20 protein-coding genes are annotated in these 15,175 nt (G+C 44.5%); 16 read left to right on the top strand and 4 right to left on the bottom strand.

Annotation, left to right across the window (positions count from 1 at the left end):
- Positions 1-57: 57 nt before the first annotated feature.
- The 15 genes from rpe (at position 58) to ABL924_RS15490 (ending at position 10,314) form a co-directional block, all read left to right on the top strand.
- Positions 58-729 carry a ribulose-phosphate 3-epimerase gene (rpe, locus tag ABL924_RS15420; RefSeq protein WP_349027987.1) on the top strand — a complete coding sequence of 224 codons (672 nt, stop codon included), beginning with the start codon at positions 58-60 and terminating at the stop codon, positions 727-729.
- A gap of 13 nt (positions 730-742) precedes the next feature.
- Positions 743-1,093 (top strand): hypothetical protein, encoded by a 351-nt coding sequence (locus ABL924_RS15425; RefSeq protein ID WP_349027988.1) that lies wholly within the window; start codon positions 743-745, stop codon positions 1,091-1,093.
- Positions 1,094-1,146: 53 nt separating this feature from the next.
- A complete protein-coding gene (gene trpE, locus ABL924_RS15430; protein WP_349027989.1) occupies positions 1,147-2,643 on the top strand; it encodes an anthranilate synthase component I in 1,497 nt (498 codons plus the stop codon).
- Positions 2,640-3,230 (top strand): aminodeoxychorismate/anthranilate synthase component II, encoded by a 591-nt coding sequence (locus tag ABL924_RS15435; RefSeq protein ID WP_349027990.1) that lies wholly within the window; start codon positions 2,640-2,642, stop codon positions 3,228-3,230. Before trpE ends, ABL924_RS15435 begins: the two co-directional genes overlap by 4 nt.
- 59 nt (positions 3,231-3,289) lie before the next feature.
- Complete coding sequence (locus ABL924_RS15440; protein WP_349027991.1) at positions 3,290-3,586, top strand: BrnT family toxin; 297 nt, start codon at positions 3,290-3,292, stop codon at positions 3,584-3,586.
- The gene (locus ABL924_RS15445) at positions 3,583-3,786 is read left to right on the top strand and encodes a hypothetical protein (RefSeq protein ID WP_349027992.1); all 204 of its coding nucleotides are present in this window, start codon (positions 3,583-3,585) and stop codon (positions 3,784-3,786) included. Before ABL924_RS15440 ends, ABL924_RS15445 begins: the two co-directional genes overlap by 4 nt.
- Positions 3,787-3,819: 33 nt before the next feature.
- Positions 3,820-4,365, top strand: coding sequence for a site-specific DNA-methyltransferase (locus ABL924_RS15450; protein ID WP_349027993.1), 546 nt, complete (start codon positions 3,820-3,822; stop codon positions 4,363-4,365).
- A gap of 23 nt (positions 4,366-4,388) precedes the next feature.
- Positions 4,389-4,979: a hypothetical protein gene (locus ABL924_RS15455; protein WP_349027994.1), complete on the top strand. Its 591-nt coding sequence runs from the start codon at positions 4,389-4,391 to the stop codon at positions 4,977-4,979.
- A gap of 5 nt (positions 4,980-4,984) precedes the next feature.
- The gene (locus tag ABL924_RS15460) at positions 4,985-5,233 is read left to right on the top strand and encodes a hypothetical protein (protein WP_349027995.1); all 249 of its coding nucleotides are present in this window, start codon (positions 4,985-4,987) and stop codon (positions 5,231-5,233) included.
- Positions 5,234-5,776: 543 nt separating this feature from the next.
- Positions 5,777-5,992 (top strand): alkylphosphonate utilization protein, encoded by a 216-nt coding sequence (locus ABL924_RS15465; protein ID WP_349027996.1) that lies wholly within the window; start codon positions 5,777-5,779, stop codon positions 5,990-5,992.
- A 235-nt stretch (positions 5,993-6,227) separates the two neighbouring features.
- Positions 6,228-7,244 (top strand): anthranilate phosphoribosyltransferase, encoded by a 1,017-nt coding sequence (gene trpD, locus ABL924_RS15470; protein WP_349028006.1) that lies wholly within the window; start codon positions 6,228-6,230, stop codon positions 7,242-7,244.
- A 270-nt stretch (positions 7,245-7,514) separates the two neighbouring features.
- The gene (trpC, locus tag ABL924_RS15475) at positions 7,515-8,315 is read left to right on the top strand and encodes an indole-3-glycerol phosphate synthase TrpC (protein ID WP_349027997.1); all 801 of its coding nucleotides are present in this window, start codon (positions 7,515-7,517) and stop codon (positions 8,313-8,315) included.
- A gap of 187 nt (positions 8,316-8,502) precedes the next feature.
- Positions 8,503-9,309, top strand: coding sequence for a glutamate racemase (murI, locus tag ABL924_RS15480; protein ID WP_349027998.1), 807 nt, complete (start codon positions 8,503-8,505; stop codon positions 9,307-9,309).
- A gap of 107 nt (positions 9,310-9,416) precedes the next feature.
- Entirely contained in the window at positions 9,417-9,740 is a 324-nt protein-coding gene (locus tag ABL924_RS15485) for a hypothetical protein (protein WP_349027999.1), read from the top strand.
- Complete coding sequence (locus tag ABL924_RS15490) at positions 9,694-10,314, top strand: class I SAM-dependent methyltransferase (RefSeq protein WP_349028000.1); 621 nt, start codon at positions 9,694-9,696, stop codon at positions 10,312-10,314. Before ABL924_RS15485 ends, ABL924_RS15490 begins: the two co-directional genes overlap by 47 nt.
- A 181-nt stretch (positions 10,315-10,495) precedes the next feature.
- Here ABL924_RS15490 and cobM read toward each other — a convergent pair whose 3' ends face one another.
- Genes cobM through cbiD form a run of 3 tightly spaced genes read right to left on the bottom strand, consistent with a single transcriptional unit; the run spans position 10,496 to position 13,139 of the window.
- On the bottom strand, positions 10,496-11,278 hold the full coding sequence (cobM, locus tag ABL924_RS15495; protein WP_349028001.1) for a precorrin-4 C(11)-methyltransferase: 783 nt from the start codon (positions 11,276-11,278) through the stop codon (positions 10,496-10,498).
- On the bottom strand, positions 11,275-12,009 hold the full coding sequence (cobI, locus tag ABL924_RS15500) for a precorrin-2 C(20)-methyltransferase (RefSeq protein ID WP_349028002.1): 735 nt from the start codon (positions 12,007-12,009) through the stop codon (positions 11,275-11,277). The genes cobM and cobI overlap by 4 nt, the downstream gene beginning before the upstream one ends.
- The gene (cbiD, locus tag ABL924_RS15505; protein WP_349028003.1) at positions 12,006-13,139 is read right to left on the bottom strand and encodes a cobalt-precorrin-5B (C(1))-methyltransferase CbiD; all 1,134 of its coding nucleotides are present in this window, start codon (positions 13,137-13,139) and stop codon (positions 12,006-12,008) included. Before cbiD ends, cobI begins: the two co-directional genes overlap by 4 nt.
- 164 nt (positions 13,140-13,303) lie before the next feature.
- Here cbiD and ABL924_RS15510 point away from each other — a divergent pair, with 164 nt between their 5' ends.
- Positions 13,304-13,510: a hypothetical protein gene (locus tag ABL924_RS15510; protein ID WP_349028004.1), complete on the top strand. Its 207-nt coding sequence runs from the start codon at positions 13,304-13,306 to the stop codon at positions 13,508-13,510.
- 234 nt (positions 13,511-13,744) lie between these two features.
- Here the strand turns inward: ABL924_RS15510 and ABL924_RS15515 are convergent, their stop codons facing one another.
- Positions 13,745-14,809 (bottom strand): calcium-binding protein, encoded by a 1,065-nt coding sequence (locus tag ABL924_RS15515; RefSeq protein WP_349028005.1) that lies wholly within the window; start codon positions 14,807-14,809, stop codon positions 13,745-13,747.
- Positions 14,810-15,175: the final 366 nt, after the last annotated feature.

A 15,175-nucleotide genomic window follows, 5' to 3' on the forward strand; every position in this document is an offset into this window, starting at 1 on the left:
AGATGAAACGCCAAAAAAAAGATATAATCGCCATATTTAACCTAGAGGATCGAAAAAATGAACGAAAACTGGATTGCACCTTCCATCCTGTCTGCTAATTTCGCTAAGTTGGGCGAGGAAGTCGATAATGTATTAGCCGCTGGCGCAGACGTTGTCCATTTTGATGTGATGGATAACCATTTTGTGCCTAACCTGACCATCGGGCCGTTGGTTTGCGAAGCCTTGCGTAAACATGGCGTAACCGCGCCTATCGACGTACATTTAATGGTTGAGCCGGTAGACCGCATAATCCCAGATTTCGCCAAGGCGGGTGCTTCTATCATCACCTTCCATCCCGAAGGTTCTGTGCATATCGACCGCACTTTGCAATTGATTAAAGATTGCGGTTGCAAAGCAGGTTTAGTGTTCAACCCCGGTACGCCATTAAGCCACCTGGATTATGTGATGGATAAGCTGGACATGATTTTGTTGATGTCGGTCAACCCCGGTTTCGGTGGCCAATCGTTCCTGCCTTCTGCTTTAGGTAAGCTACGCGAAGTCAGAAAACGCATCGACGACAGCGGTTTTAACATCCGCTTGGAAATCGACGGCGGTGTGAATGGCGCCAATATCGGTGCGATAAAAGCGGCGGGTGCAGATACTTTTGTGGCAGGTTCTGCGATTTTTGGCAAGCCGGATTACAAGAAGATTATTGATGAGATGCGGGCTGAGATGGCGAAGGTTGGTTAAATTGTAACGCTGCGTGAGTACCACTATTGCTGCACTCCTTGGCGCACTGATCGGTTCCAGTGCGTCTATCGTTACTATGATTATCCAACAACGATACCAAAACAAACGGGAACTACTCAAAATCGCAGCAGACCTTGCGTTGCAAGACTACAAACGTCGGTTCGATTTACTTAAAGATAATGGTGAAGGAAGAATGCCGCCGATTTCTGCATTTGTACATTATCAAATGCAAGTTTTGGAGCATATGTCGGCTGGCAGCTTTAATCCAGAAACAATTAAATCTTTAAGCGAAGAATACGAACATATACTTGATGCCTATGCTTCAAATACCAATGAGCGAGCCTCAGCCAAGAAAAACAAGTAAACTATATAAATCAATCTCATAAAAAATAAAAAGTTAAACCTTGTAATTAACCCATGACCCCAGAACAATTCAACATCTACGCCAGACAGGGTTACAACCGCATCCCAGTTTGCCGAGAAGTGCTGGCTGATTTAGACACGCCCCTAAGTGCGTACCTAAAATTGGCCGACGGCCCGTATTCTTATCTGTTTGAATCTGTCCACGGCGGTGAGCAATGGGGACGTTATTCGATTATTGGTTTGCCCTGCAAGACTTTAGTTAAAGTTGATGGTAATGAAATACGGCTGGAAAAAGAGGGAGAGGTGCTTGAAAGCATAACCCACGATAATCCTTTAGCTTGGATAGAAGCGTTCAAAGATCGCTTCAAAGTACCGGACATTGAAGAATTGCCGCGCTTTAGCGGCGGCTTGGTCGGTTATTTCGGCTATGAAACCGTTGCTTATATCGAGCCGCGTTTACGTGCCGATAAGCCTGATCCTTTAGGTTGTCCGGATATTTTGTTGATGGTTTCGGAAGAAATCCTGGTATTCGACAACCTATCCGGCAAAATGCTGTTGCTTACCCATGCCAATCCCGAAGAAGACAACGCCTATAATCTGGCTGTCGCACGATTAGATGATCTGGCAAGAAGATTACGTGAGCTAAAGGCGGAACCGGCCAAGCATAACAAGTCTGTGCGGGTGCAGGAATCAGACTTTGTCTCCGGTTTTACGGAAGAGGGCTATAAAAATGCGGTACTAAAAGCCAAAGAGTACATCACCGATGGCGATATTATGCAGGTGGTGCTGTCGCAGCGAATGTCCATCCCTTATAGTGCGCCGCCGTTGGATTTATACCGTGCATTGCGTTGCCTAAATCCATCGCCATACATGTACTTCCTGAACTTGGATGATTTTCATGTAGTCGGTTCTTCACCAGAAATTCTGGTTAGGTTGGAGGATGATTTGATTACCGTACGCCCTATTGCTGGTACGCGTCGGCGCGGAAAAACACCGGAACACGATCTGGAGCTGGAACAGGAACTGCTGGCTGATCCCAAAGAACTCGCCGAACATCTTATGCTAATCGACTTGGGCCGTAACGATACCGGACGTGTGGCTGAAATCGGCACCGTGGAGTTGACCGATAAGATGATCGTCGAGCGCTATTCGCATGTTATGCACATCGTGTCCAATGTCACTGGGCAATTGCAATCCGGCAACAATGCCTTTGATGTGTTGGCGGCGACGTTTCCGGCAGGCACGGTCAGCGGTGCGCCGAAAATTCGCGCAATGGAAATTATTAATGAACTCGAACCCGTCAAGCGCGGCGTTTATTCCGGTGCGGTTGGCTATATTTCATGGTCGGGCAACCTTGATACCGCGATTGCAATCAGGACTGCCGTCATCAAGGACAATATGCTGCATATTCAAGCAGGTGCGGGCATCGTGTACGATTCTATTCCCCAAAGCGAATGGGATGAAACCATGAACAAAGGACGCGCCGTATTCCGCGCCGTCAGCATGGCGGAAGCGGGTCTCGATAGTGAACAACAGGGAGGGCAAGCATGAGCGCAGTCAACGTAGTAATGATCGACAATTACGATTCATTTACCTACAACCTCGTGCAATATTTTGGCGAGTTAGGTGCAAATGTCACGGTGGTGCGTAACGACCAGGTTTCTCTGGACGACATCGCCGCATTAACACCGGATAAAATCGTGATCTCTCCCGGCCCTTGTACACCGAAAGAAGCAGGTATTTCCGTGGCGGCAATCGAAAAATTTGCCGGGCGTATTCCTATTTTGGGCGTGTGCCTAGGACACCAAAGTATCGGCTATGCCTTCGGCGGCAACATCATCCATGCCAAAAGCATTATGCACGGCAAGACCTCACAGGTTTATCACCAGGATGAAGGCGTATTCAAAGGCTTAAGCAACCCCTTCACCGCAACGCGCTACCATTCCCTGGTCATCGAACAGTCCACCCTGCCTGACTGCCTGGAAGTCACTGCCTGGACACAAGACGAGCAAGGCAACATCGACGAAATCATGGGCGTAAGGCATAAAACCCTGGATATTGAAGGCGTACAGTTCCATCCCGAGTCGATCTTGACGGAGCATGGGCATGATTTGCTTAGGAATTTTTTGGGACGGTAATGGAGCTATCTCATATCCAAGTGACATAGAGTGATATAACTAAAGCCGCGAGGTAGCATGTGCAATACAATTTTGAATGGGATCCCAATAAGGCACTAAGCAATGTCGAAAAACATGGTATTACGTTTGAAGAAGCTGGCGAGGTTTTTTTAGATGACTTTCATAAATCAATTTTTGACGCTGAACACAGCGAACATGAAGAACGCTGGATCACATTAGGGAAAAATCGAAAAAGACATCTCATCGTTGTGATTCACACGTTTGAAGAACATAATCACCAAAATGTTAATTTGCGAATTATTTCAGCACGGAATGCCACCAAACACGAACAGCAACAGTACGAGGAAAGCCCATGAAAGATGAATATGATTTTTCCAAAGGGGTACGAGGTAAGTTTTATCGCCCGAACGCCACCTTGAATTTGCCAGTTTACCTAGATAATGAAGTCAGAATTTATCTACAGGAATGCGCCCACTCTAAGGGCGTTGAAGTAGGGCAATTGGTTAATGAAATGCTTAAGCAGGATATAAAATTGATTGAAGCTGTGAAGCCTTGATTTCGTAATCATCACATTCAAAACATTAACAGAATGACTAAAAGCTCACACAAATACGCCATAGCTGAAGAAAGGCTTTCAGAGGATGATGATTTCTTTGAAAATTTAGCCATTAAAGAATCGGATCTATCCCCAAATAAACTGTACTATCGGGATGATGTAAGAAAGATTTGGTTGTATCAAGCCAACTGCCTTGAATTGATGGATGCCATCATAGCCAAATATCCATTAGGCAAATTCGATATGATTTTTGCCGACCCGCCATATTTTTTGTCCAACGGCGGTATCAGTTGCCAAGCCGGAAAAATGGTCAGCGTAAATAAGGGTGCTTGGGACAAATCTCGCGGCGCAGAGCTTAACCATGAATTTAATACCGAATGGCTAAAGCGTTGCCAAAAATTGCTAAGGCCCAATGGTACTTTATGGGTAAGCGGCACACATCACGTTATTTACTCAGTCGGTTATGCCATGCAACAATTAGGTATGAAGATACTCAATGACATTATTTGGGAAAAACCCAATCCGCTACCAAGCTTTTCTCGCAAGTATTTTACGTATTCGCCAGCAACTGTTTTCTAACGATTAAACAGGAGTTTCACGCAATGACTTGGAAGGATTTTGTTTATCAGCAAATTATTCAACATTGCAATAGCACAGGTTCTAGAACTTTTTCTTTACAAGAGTTTTTAAAAGAAAAATTAGCCACATTTCAGTCTTTCCGACCTGATAATAAGCATGTCGAAGCAAAAATTAGACAGCAACTTCAATTTCTAAGAGACGACAATTTAATCAGCTTTATTGATAATACAGGGAATTATACGCTACGAGGAATTGACTTACTTGATGTCGAAAAGGAAGAAACTGCATCAATTGATTTAACTAAAGAAGTACCTGAAAAAAGGGAATATCTTATTGAAACTTATGTAAGAAAAGTCAAATGGGCGAAACAAGCTATTGATTTGTTAGGGTCTAACTGTTTATTTCATAATTGTAATAATATTTTTTTACGCGAAGATGGAACGCCTTATATAGAAGTACACCACATTATTCTTCTATGTCGTGGCGGTGAAGACAGAATATGGAATTTATCGGTTCTGTGTGCCCATCATCATCGAATGGCGCATTTCGCTGATGTTAAAACTCAAATTGCAATTGAAAAATTTTTGCTCAAAGAAGTAACAGTAAGGATGTAAACACAATGACAAACATAAAATTGACTGATGCAAATTTAAAAAATCTTCAAATCGTATTAGAGTATCTGTCAGACTCAGAAAAAAAATCTTATGAAGAGTACATTTTTAATAATTTTGAAGAGGTTACAAACGAAAATTCCGACTTAACGTTTGATAAAGAGTTTTATAATAAGTCGGAAATAGAGCATATATACGCGTATACGCAGCGGGTAAAAGATGCAATTGAAACAAATATAAACTCAACTTTTGATTGATGATGTCCCCTATGTAATCCATAACAACACACTTTTTGTTATTGAGGTTAAATTTCAAATAGTTGAGGGATCGGTGGACGAAAAATTACAAACTTGCGACTTCAAAAAGAAGCAATATAAGAAATTAATGTCCCAGTTAAATATTGAGGTCGAATACATTTACGTACTTTCTGACTGGTTTAGAAAACCTAAATATAAAGATTCGTTAGATTACATTATTTCAGTTGGATGCCAGTATTATTTTGAGTATTTACCACTTCATAGGCTAGGCTTGCCCGTGCCATAAGGTTGGTTAAAAGTCTACGGTTGCCTCTGCGGGATGGAGCTTGCAACCAATGCCGTTAAGTTAAGCGGCCTAGTTCCTTCTCCCTTGAGGGAGAAGGTTAGGATGAGGGGGAGTAAATGATTGATTTTAATCTGCTCACCCCAATCCTCCCCAGCAGGAGAGGGTGTTTTCTTTTTTAGCATAACGACATTAAGCTTACAACTCTGTCTCGAACAATGCCCCAATACTATAAATTACATAGCGTAGCAATAAAAACCATGACCATAAAAGACAGCAACGGTACTCCACTTAATGACGGCGATTCAGTCCAAGTGATTAAAGATTTAAAGGTAAAAGGTACTTCCGTTACCCTTAAACGCGGAACGGTCATCAAAAATATCCGCCTCACGGATGATGAGGAATTGATTGAATGCAATGCGGATAAGGTTAAAGGGCTGGTACTCAAAACCTGTTTTTTGAAGAAAGTTTCGTAAAAAAAGTTGAAGCTTCCAAATTCCGTTCGCCCTGAGCCTGTCGAAGGGTAGGTGGGATTTAGAAGGTTCACTCAATTGGTGAGATGTGTTGTAGTCCGCCCATGCTTCGACAGGCTGAGCACGAACGGATTACAACACATTTCAGCTGACTTTATTAGGTCTAAATCTTAATGATAGGCTTTAATAAAGCCATCATATTTTCAGTCAGAAGATAGGCTTGATGAACAACGCCAAAATGGATATAAAACAAGCACTAGCCACCTTATTAAATAAGCAAAGCCTCAGTGCAGAGCAAATGCGTGATGTGATGCGGCAAATCATGAGCGGCAATGCGACCGATGCCCAAATCGCTGGATTTTTGATCGCCCTGCGTTGTAAAGGCGAAACCGTCGATGAAATTGCCGCTGCTGTGGAAGTGATGCGCGAATTGGCTAGTAACGTTCCGATAACAGGCGATCATGTTGTCGATACCTGCGGCACGGGCGGCGATGGCGCGAATACGTTTAACATCTCCACAACCTGCGCTTTTGTCGTTGCCGCAGCGGGTGGGCAGGTTGCCAAACACGGCAACCGTTCGGTATCGAGCAGTTGCGGCAGTGCTGATGTACTGGAGGCTGCGGGTGTCAACCTGGATTTATCGGCTGAACAAGTCGCCCAATGTGTGCATGAAATTGGCGTGGGTTTTCTATTCGCCCCCAAACATCATGGCGCGATGAAACATACTATCAACGTACGCAAGGAAATGGGTGTAAGGACGCTGTTCAACTTGCTAGGCCCCTTATCTAATCCTGCATCAGCGCCCAACCAACTGATCGGTGTTTTTTCCAAAGACTGGGTAGAACCCTTGGCGCAAGTGTTACTTAAGCTCGGCAGCCGACATGTGTTAGTGGTGAGTGCAGAAGATGGTTTGGATGAAATCAGTATTGTTTCGGCAACGCATGTTGCTGAATTGAAAGATGGTGTTGTCTCCACTTATACCGTAACGCCTGAGCAATTTGGTTTGCAGCGGGCGAGTTTAACCGAGTTGGCGGTAACGAATGCCGCAACTAGCTTGAACATGATAAAATCTGTCTTGAATAATCAGCCAGGTGCGGCATTGGACATCGTGCTGTTAAATTCTGGGGCAGCAATATATGCCGCAAACATTACGCCATCTTTTGCGGACGGCATTAGCTTGGCCAGACAGGTGATTGCCAACGGTACGGCATTAGCAAAGTTAGGTGAATTAATAAACTATTCGATAGTGGGTTAAACCTGTAACTTGATATAGGGCGGAGTGACAAACCTAGGTTTGTCACTCCAAAATACACGCGACTCACAAGCATGAAGCCGACAAAGTAATCAAAAAATACAGGTTTAACCAACTACAAACTATTTATCAGCACTTTGACCAAAACATCAGAACACGTATGAAAAAGATGGGACGGATTAAGGCAGTAATTCATGCTTTCTGTGATTATCCGCAAAAATCCGTGTTCTATCTTAGACCTATCAACTCGAAAATTTAACTGTAATATCAGCAATGACAGACACCCCAGACATACTAAAAAAAATCCTCGATAAAAAAGTGGAAGAAATTGCCAATCGCAAACAACGCATGAGCATTGCCGACCTGGAAGAGATTGCCCAGGGCGTTGAAAGACCGCGTGGATTTTATAAGGCCTTACAACATAAAGTTACCGCAAAAATGCCTGCGATTATCGCTGAAATCAAAAAAGCCTCACCCAGCCAAGGTGTAATCAGGGAAAATTTTGCACCTATCACTATCGGTTTAGATTATGCCATGAACGGTGCAACTTGTTTGTCGGTACTGACAGATAAGGAATTCTTTCAAGGTGCCGAAGCTTATTTGCAGATGGTCAGGGAGCGTTGCCCCCTACCCGTCATCCGCAAAGATTTCATGATCGACCCGTACCAGATTTATGAATCCCGCGCCTTGGGTGCGGACTGCATCCTGCTGATTGCCGCCGCCTTGGGTGCCGGACAAATGCAGGAATTGTCGGAAACTGCAACCAACCTTGGCATGGATGTGCTGGTTGAATCCCATGACGCAGCCGAATTAGAACGTGCCTTGGAACTGGATACGAAACTTATGGGGATCAACAACCGCAATTTGCGTACCTTTGAAACGTCCTTGCAAACGACGTTAGACCTTAAAACAATGATCCCATCTGATAGAATCGTGATTACTGAAAGCGGCATCCATACCCAAGATGATGTGTGTGTGATGCTGAACAATGAGATTTATGCTTTTTTGGTGGGTGAATCTTTTATGCGGGCAGAAAGCCCTGGGCAGAAAATGCGCGAGTTGTTTGCGCTGTGATTGGGTTTCAACTGCTTAAGGAAATTCTGAGCAACTCGATTCCGTTTATGGTTCGATACTTCAACCAGCTCAGGACTCACTACAAGCGTAATCAATCCATTACCGTTCGTCCTGAGCTAGTCGAAAGACTTATAAAAAGTTTCCTTAAAACTTAGACTTTCTGACAAGGAATTAACGGCTTCTTTTCATGCGCAGAGAAAATCCCATAGGCATTTTTGATTCTGGTGTGGGTGGTCTTTCGGTACTTCGGGAGATACGGAAGCTGTTGCCCAATGAAAACCTCTTGTATGTCGCTGATTCCGCCCATGCACCTTATGGCGACAAGACTAAAGAATTCATCCTGGAACGCTCTACCACTATCGTCGATTTTTTTATCAGTCGCCAAGTTAAAGCGGTAGTGGTAGCCTGTAATACGGCGACGGGTGCCGCGGTAAAAGAGATTCGCCCGACCATCAGGCCAACCATTATTGCAATGGAACCCGCCGTTAAACCTGCATCAGAGAAAACCAAAACCGGTGTTATCGGTGTATTAGCAACCAGTAGAACCTTGACCAGCAACAATTTTCAGATATTATTGACACGTTTTTCCGATCAGGTAAAAATTATTCCACAAGCTTGCCCAGGATTGGTTGAACAGGTCGAACTCGGTGACCTCAATGGTGATAAGACTCGCGCCCTGGTTGCCCAGTATGTTCTGCCACTAATCACGCAAAACGTAGACTTCATTGTCTTGGGCTGTACACATTACCCATTTTTGGCATCGCTCATTCAGGAACTGGTCGGCTCTTCAATAACCGTGATAGATTCCGGCTCCGCTATTGCACGTGAGCTTAAATCCCGTTTGGAGAAAGCAGAAATATTGGCTGACCGGAATTATTCAGGATCCGTGCAGTTTTGGAGTAGTGATGAAACCGGCAAAGCAAAGCAGGTTATTTCACAGCTTTGGGGAGATGATGTGGACTTGTCGAATTTGCCAGCATGTGTTCCAATTTAAGATAAATTTATACCAGCACAAAGAATTTTTTTGCGATGTCTACAATTTTGTAAGATTCGAATGGCATCTTTTGGTATTGCCGGTGATTTCTTGATTTTGGATTCATTATGAGTGTTTTTAGAGACAAGCTAGTGCCTTGGTGGCTGCGAATTGGCATCAAGATCGTTTTGTCCAGACTACCTGTTCCATATTCATTTTGGAAGCGTCTGCACATCTTTGAACATGGGGACATGGATCAGCACCCAAGAGCATTGGGAAATTTCCTTATGCATGCAAGGGCAGCAGGTGTTCTTGATGAAAAACAATCTTTGCCGCATCTGACTATTGGTAGTGACTTTAATGTGCTTGAGCTGGGGCATGGAGATTCATTATTCAGCATTGTAGTTGCGAAAGCATTGGGGACATCACGTACCTTGGCTGGTCGATGCTAATTCTTTTGCTACGATGGATATCGCGGCATATAAAAAGATGCTGGATCTGTTGCGCCACAGAGGTTTTCTTGTACCATTTGGAAACGATACCAGCACGCTAGACGGGCTTATTAGGGAATGCAACGGTGAATATCTAATCGGAAGTATCCAATCATTAGCACATATACCCCCTGAGTCGGTAGATTTTTGTTTTTCACAAACAGTGCTTCAACACGTTACAAAAAGCGATTTCAACAAGCTCGCCGTGGAACTATTTCGACTATTAAAGCCTAATGCTGCCTGCCATCATCGTGTTGATTTGAAAGATATGCTGGGAGGAGGATTGAATAATTTGCGTTTTTCCGAAGCAACGTGGGAGGGCGGTCTATTTAGCAAGTCAGGATTCTATACCAACCGCATTCGTTTTAGCGAGATGATCAGAGTTTTCCGACAGGCAGGTTTCAGACCCACCCTGCTAAAGGTTTTACGTTGGGAGCAATTACCCTTGCCTCGCAACAAGCTCGACCCTCGGTTTCGCCAATTGCCCGATGATGATTTGTTGGTCAGCGGCTTCGATATTTTATTGAAAAAATAAAATATTTGTACCTTCGGTGCTCTCCAATTCAATAATAAAACTAATTTTCATATTATCGCTTTATACCTGGGCACGCCAAAAATTGAAGTGCAAAATTTTTAATGGCACTATGGGGTATTTCATTTAACTTTTGCAACTATCATAAATATCTCCTAAATTAGAAGAGTGAGATTTTAAAGCCCTATAAGGTTACGGCGACTTTTGGCTTCTTTACCACCCGAAAAATGTGCGTGTAATCCTTGGCGTACAGACTAGACTCGGTGGGTACATAAGTGCTTAACGCTTCGCCTACCAATAGCATGGTGGTAAGATTCCAATTGCTGCTTTTGATTTCTGTCAATAGTTGCCCTAATGTGCTTTGGTGTGACCTTTCCTCAGGCCAAGTTGCTCGATAAACCAATGCGACGGGTGTGTCATCTGAGTAATGTAGGCGCAGATCGGCGACAATTTTTTTCAAATGTGGGCCTGACAGGAAAATGCACATCGTTGCACGATGTTCGGCTAGCAGAGCTATAGATTCGCTTTCCGGCACGGCGGAGGCTCGACCGGAGACGCGCGTTAAAATAATAGTTTGTGAAACTTCCGGCTTGGTCAGCTCTACCTTAATGCTTGCTGCGGCAGCGGTAAACGACGATACGCCCGGCACAACCTCATAGACGATACCCAGCCCATCCAAGCGGCGCATTTGCTCGGCGGTTGCACCGTAGATAGCAGGATCACCAGAGTGTAATCTTGCGACCTCAATGTTTTGAGCTTGAGCGCGGCGGTAACAGGCTTCCTGTTGTTCAAGATCAAGCTGAGCCGTGTCGATGATCTCAGCATCGGTGCGACAATGTACCAACATGTCTTTTGATACCAATGAACCAGCGTACAACACCATGCTGACTTGACCCAAAATAGCTGCGCCGCGCAGGGTGATTAAATCTGCCGCACCTGGGCCAGCACCGATAAAATAAACTTTCATGAATGTCTTTGCTCTCTGGTATTTTTTCGTATTAACAAGGTAGACAGATAGCCCATTGCTTGGGCTGCATTTAAGTTGCCAACATCCGTTGTCAGCATTTCATCGACTAAGCCAACGCGACGTGCAAATGCACAGTGGTTGCTAATACCCATATCACGCAGCAAATCCAATACCCAAGGCAGACGTTTACCAATCTTCATCAATATCACAATGTCATGGTTATCAATATCTGCACGTAAATCTGCCGCATTTTCAGGACACGGTAAAATTAAGGTGCGTTCTTTGCCTTCACCCAACGGCCAGCTCATTGCCGCCGCTGCCGCTGCATAACTGGTAATGCCTGGGAAAGTACGTTGCGTTAGATTGGGCAGCAGCACTTGCAAAGCCGCGAGTATATAGCCGTATGTAGAGTAAGTGAGCGAATCACCAATAGTCAAATAGGCAACGCTGTGGCCAGAACGCAACTCAATGGCAACGGTTTCTGCTAATTGCGTGTAATGATCGCTTAAAATGGAACGGTCAGACTCCATCTGGAATTCTATTTCGCGTATCCGTTCCGGTGCAATGCTGATACCTGTCAGACATTGCAAAGCCACCGAGCTTTCTGAAGTGGTTGCGCGTGGAGCAAAGATCACATCAGCCCGTTGCAAAGCTTCAACCGCCACCAAAGGGATGTACCCCGCAGGCCCTGGCCCTACGCCGATGCCCCAAAATGTACCCAACTTGCTCATGCCGCTCCCAATGGTTTGCCATTCAAATTAAATAGACGCACTTCAACACGACTTACTGCCGGTGTGCGTTTGTGAACCAATGCGGCGATACGCCGTTCAATTTCTAGCCACAACACGGTTGAATTGGCTTGGTGTTGTAATATTTCTACGATGGCTTCTACGGTATTTGCACGTGCTATGGTTTGTACTAAATCACCGCTAAAATTCAGATCGAACGCTACACCTGCGACAACAGTCATAGCCATCTCGCTTTTGCTAGAATGCGTGTTCCACACGTCTGCCAATACTTTGGCAAGTTTACCTGGGTGTCCCAGCAACCAAAGTACTTCTAACTTGCGTTGCTCTTCTACCAAGGCTTGCTGCATAAAGTCCAGTGCATCACCCAGAAAGTTGGCGATTTGTACGGTTCGCTGCGGTGACAGCGCCAATGTTTCTTTTGCATAACTGCGGCCAATTTTCCCTGGCAATAAAGCAATACTTGATGCGTCACCGCCCAAAGCGACGCGCACATAAACTTCTATGGAGGCAATCCATGAGGCCAATGACAACGGCTCAACAATCCCCGACGTACCCAGAATTGAGATGCCACCGACAATACCAAGTCGAGGGTTAAAGGTTTTTTGTGCAATAATCTCACCGTTTTCACAACCGATAGTGAGATCAAAACCGACTGGCGAGTCATTACCTAGCACTTCAGCAACCGCTTGCTGCATCATCAAACGCGGCACTGGATTGATGGCAGGTTCACCGACGGCTACTCTTAATCCGGGCTGCGTCGCAATACCGACACCTTTGCCAGCAAAAAAACGAATCTTGCCAAGATTATTTTTGCACACAATCGCAAAGATAGTTGCACCATGGGTATTATCAGGGTCATCGCCACCGTCTTTGATCACTTCTGCACGTACCGATTGTTCATCTATCCATTGCACGGACTGAATTGGTATCACCAAATAATGCTGGTGGTCAGGCAATGTGATCGGCACTTGAATACGATATTCACCACGCAGCATTAGATACAATGCGACCTTAACCGCAGCCGTGGCGCAACTACCGGTCGTCCTTCCACGTCGTAAACCATTCGGCGCGAGACTATCGAGATCGAATTTTTCTAGCGCAATTTGTTTCATAAACCTAAATTACGCAATTAAATCTGTTGATTTTCGCGCATGGCCATTGCCGAGGTATCAGAACATGTTTAATACGAACGAAAACCAACTATTCAACACAAATGATGAGCCGAGCAAAATTACGACCGCCCTGATCTTTCCAAAAGGAATGAGTACAATTTTGCATGATTCAACTGAATTTATCTAGGATAAAAGGTGGTGGGCAGGGTAGCTTTATTTTGCCAAAGGCTGACTTGCCTTTTGGACTGATATTTCCGCCAATAAATGTATTCACAAAAATTAATTTTTTTGCCGTGATCCTTTCTACTAAAGATGGTTTTCAAGCATTTTTGGTTTTCCCTTCAGAATGTGAGGAACATCATCACAATTAGGCTTTGTTCGGTATAAAGCTATACGTTGGGGAAGTAGTTTCAAACGATTCTGTGAAAGAATTCAGTAATTTTTGTTTTAAAGACTATATGTCGTGTTCATATAAATAATGTTACACATCATAACGCGTTAAACATCTCAAAAAACCAATTATTTTCACAGTCTCAAATCCACGTCCTGCATGGGGATAAGTGACGGATACCTATTATTTAGGACATCCGCCACACATGCCTGTCTTATGGAACTAAATTTTTGACTTCGCAAGTCGTCGCTGTGTCAGTCTGTGCGCCACCATCACAAATATCAACGCCAATGCCGCCGTCAAGTGCATCATTTTTATCTCCGCCTTGGAGAATATCATTCCCAGCATCGCCAAACAATTTATCTACGCCATCCGCGCCTTGCAATACATCATCGCCGACACCGCCGCAGACCACGTCATTGCCAGCTAGGCCTAAGATAACATCATTACCACCGAAAGCCTGGATGACATCGTTACCAGCTGTCCCCTGGATCACATCGTTACCATTGGTGCCTGACAGGGTAGCAAGCTTTCCGTTGCAAGTGCCAACCGGTTTTACAATATTGCCACTTAGCAGTAGATTGTAGCTCCCTTTAGAATTGCTGCTAACAGACCTTACACCGACATAGTAAATGCCTGAGCTAAAAGTCTTATCAATACTTCCCCCGTATGTCTGAGTAGATACAGGAACACAATTTTTATCGAAAACTTGTGCGTACAAGGTTAAGTTTGACTGGATTCCAGTGACGAGACGTCCCGGTGCCGCCAGTTTGACTTGGAAAAAATCCCTATCCCCGTATGGGCCGATTAAGCCGGGTTCAATGGCGCTCCGAGCCGCGGTGGCACTGGCACAACTGACACCACGATCATCCGTGGTAAAGTCGCCTTCAACTTGAATCTTGTAGTTTCCTAATGCTGCGCTACTTACTGGACTAATAGCGATATAATAGATGCCTGGAGACACAGTCTGACTCAAAAAAGCCCCATATGTTTTGTTAGAAACACTAATGCAATCTTTGTCGTAAAGTTGGGCATACATAGTGACATTGCTAAGCGGGCTTATGGTAAGCAAGCCATCACTTGGCGCGACAACTTTAAAAAAACTTTCCTTGCCGGCAACGAGTGTTCGCGGCCCGCTAGTGCTATTGATAGCAACCGGCATCGAACCTGCATCGCAGGCTCCAAAGGCAAAGACTGTCGGGGACAAAGCTAATCCCCCTAGACATATTGTAAATAGCGCTAAAACTCGGATAACAGTTTTGTGTGTTTGCATTTTCATAACATTAATTGTTGTTGTGGGTGATGTTGGAAAGTTTAACTCGTTCTGAAAAATGAGTTTTTAACAGGCTGCTTCAAAACCCAGAAGCAGTTTTACTTATAACATAATGGCGTGGACTAGAAAATGGTTTTTGTATGGTGCAAACGAAACCCCTTATCTAAGGGACGTTTTGTGTCGATTTTGTACCCCTCTAACAATGCTCTCACCACAGTCGCTCTCAATAACTGTTCCAGACCTGCTGAGAAACAAACTGTGATTTTAATAGCCTTGAGACCTTTGCACAAACAGCAGAAACTCCGGCTGACTGGTCAAAAGCCGATTTTTTTGAATTGGCATTCACCTTAATGGGCGGTATTCGGCTGAAAT

Origin of the sequence: Methyloglobulus sp., from assembly GCF_040079455.1 — a bacterium.
Lineage (GTDB): Bacteria > Pseudomonadota > Gammaproteobacteria > Methylococcales > Methylomonadaceae > Methyloglobulus.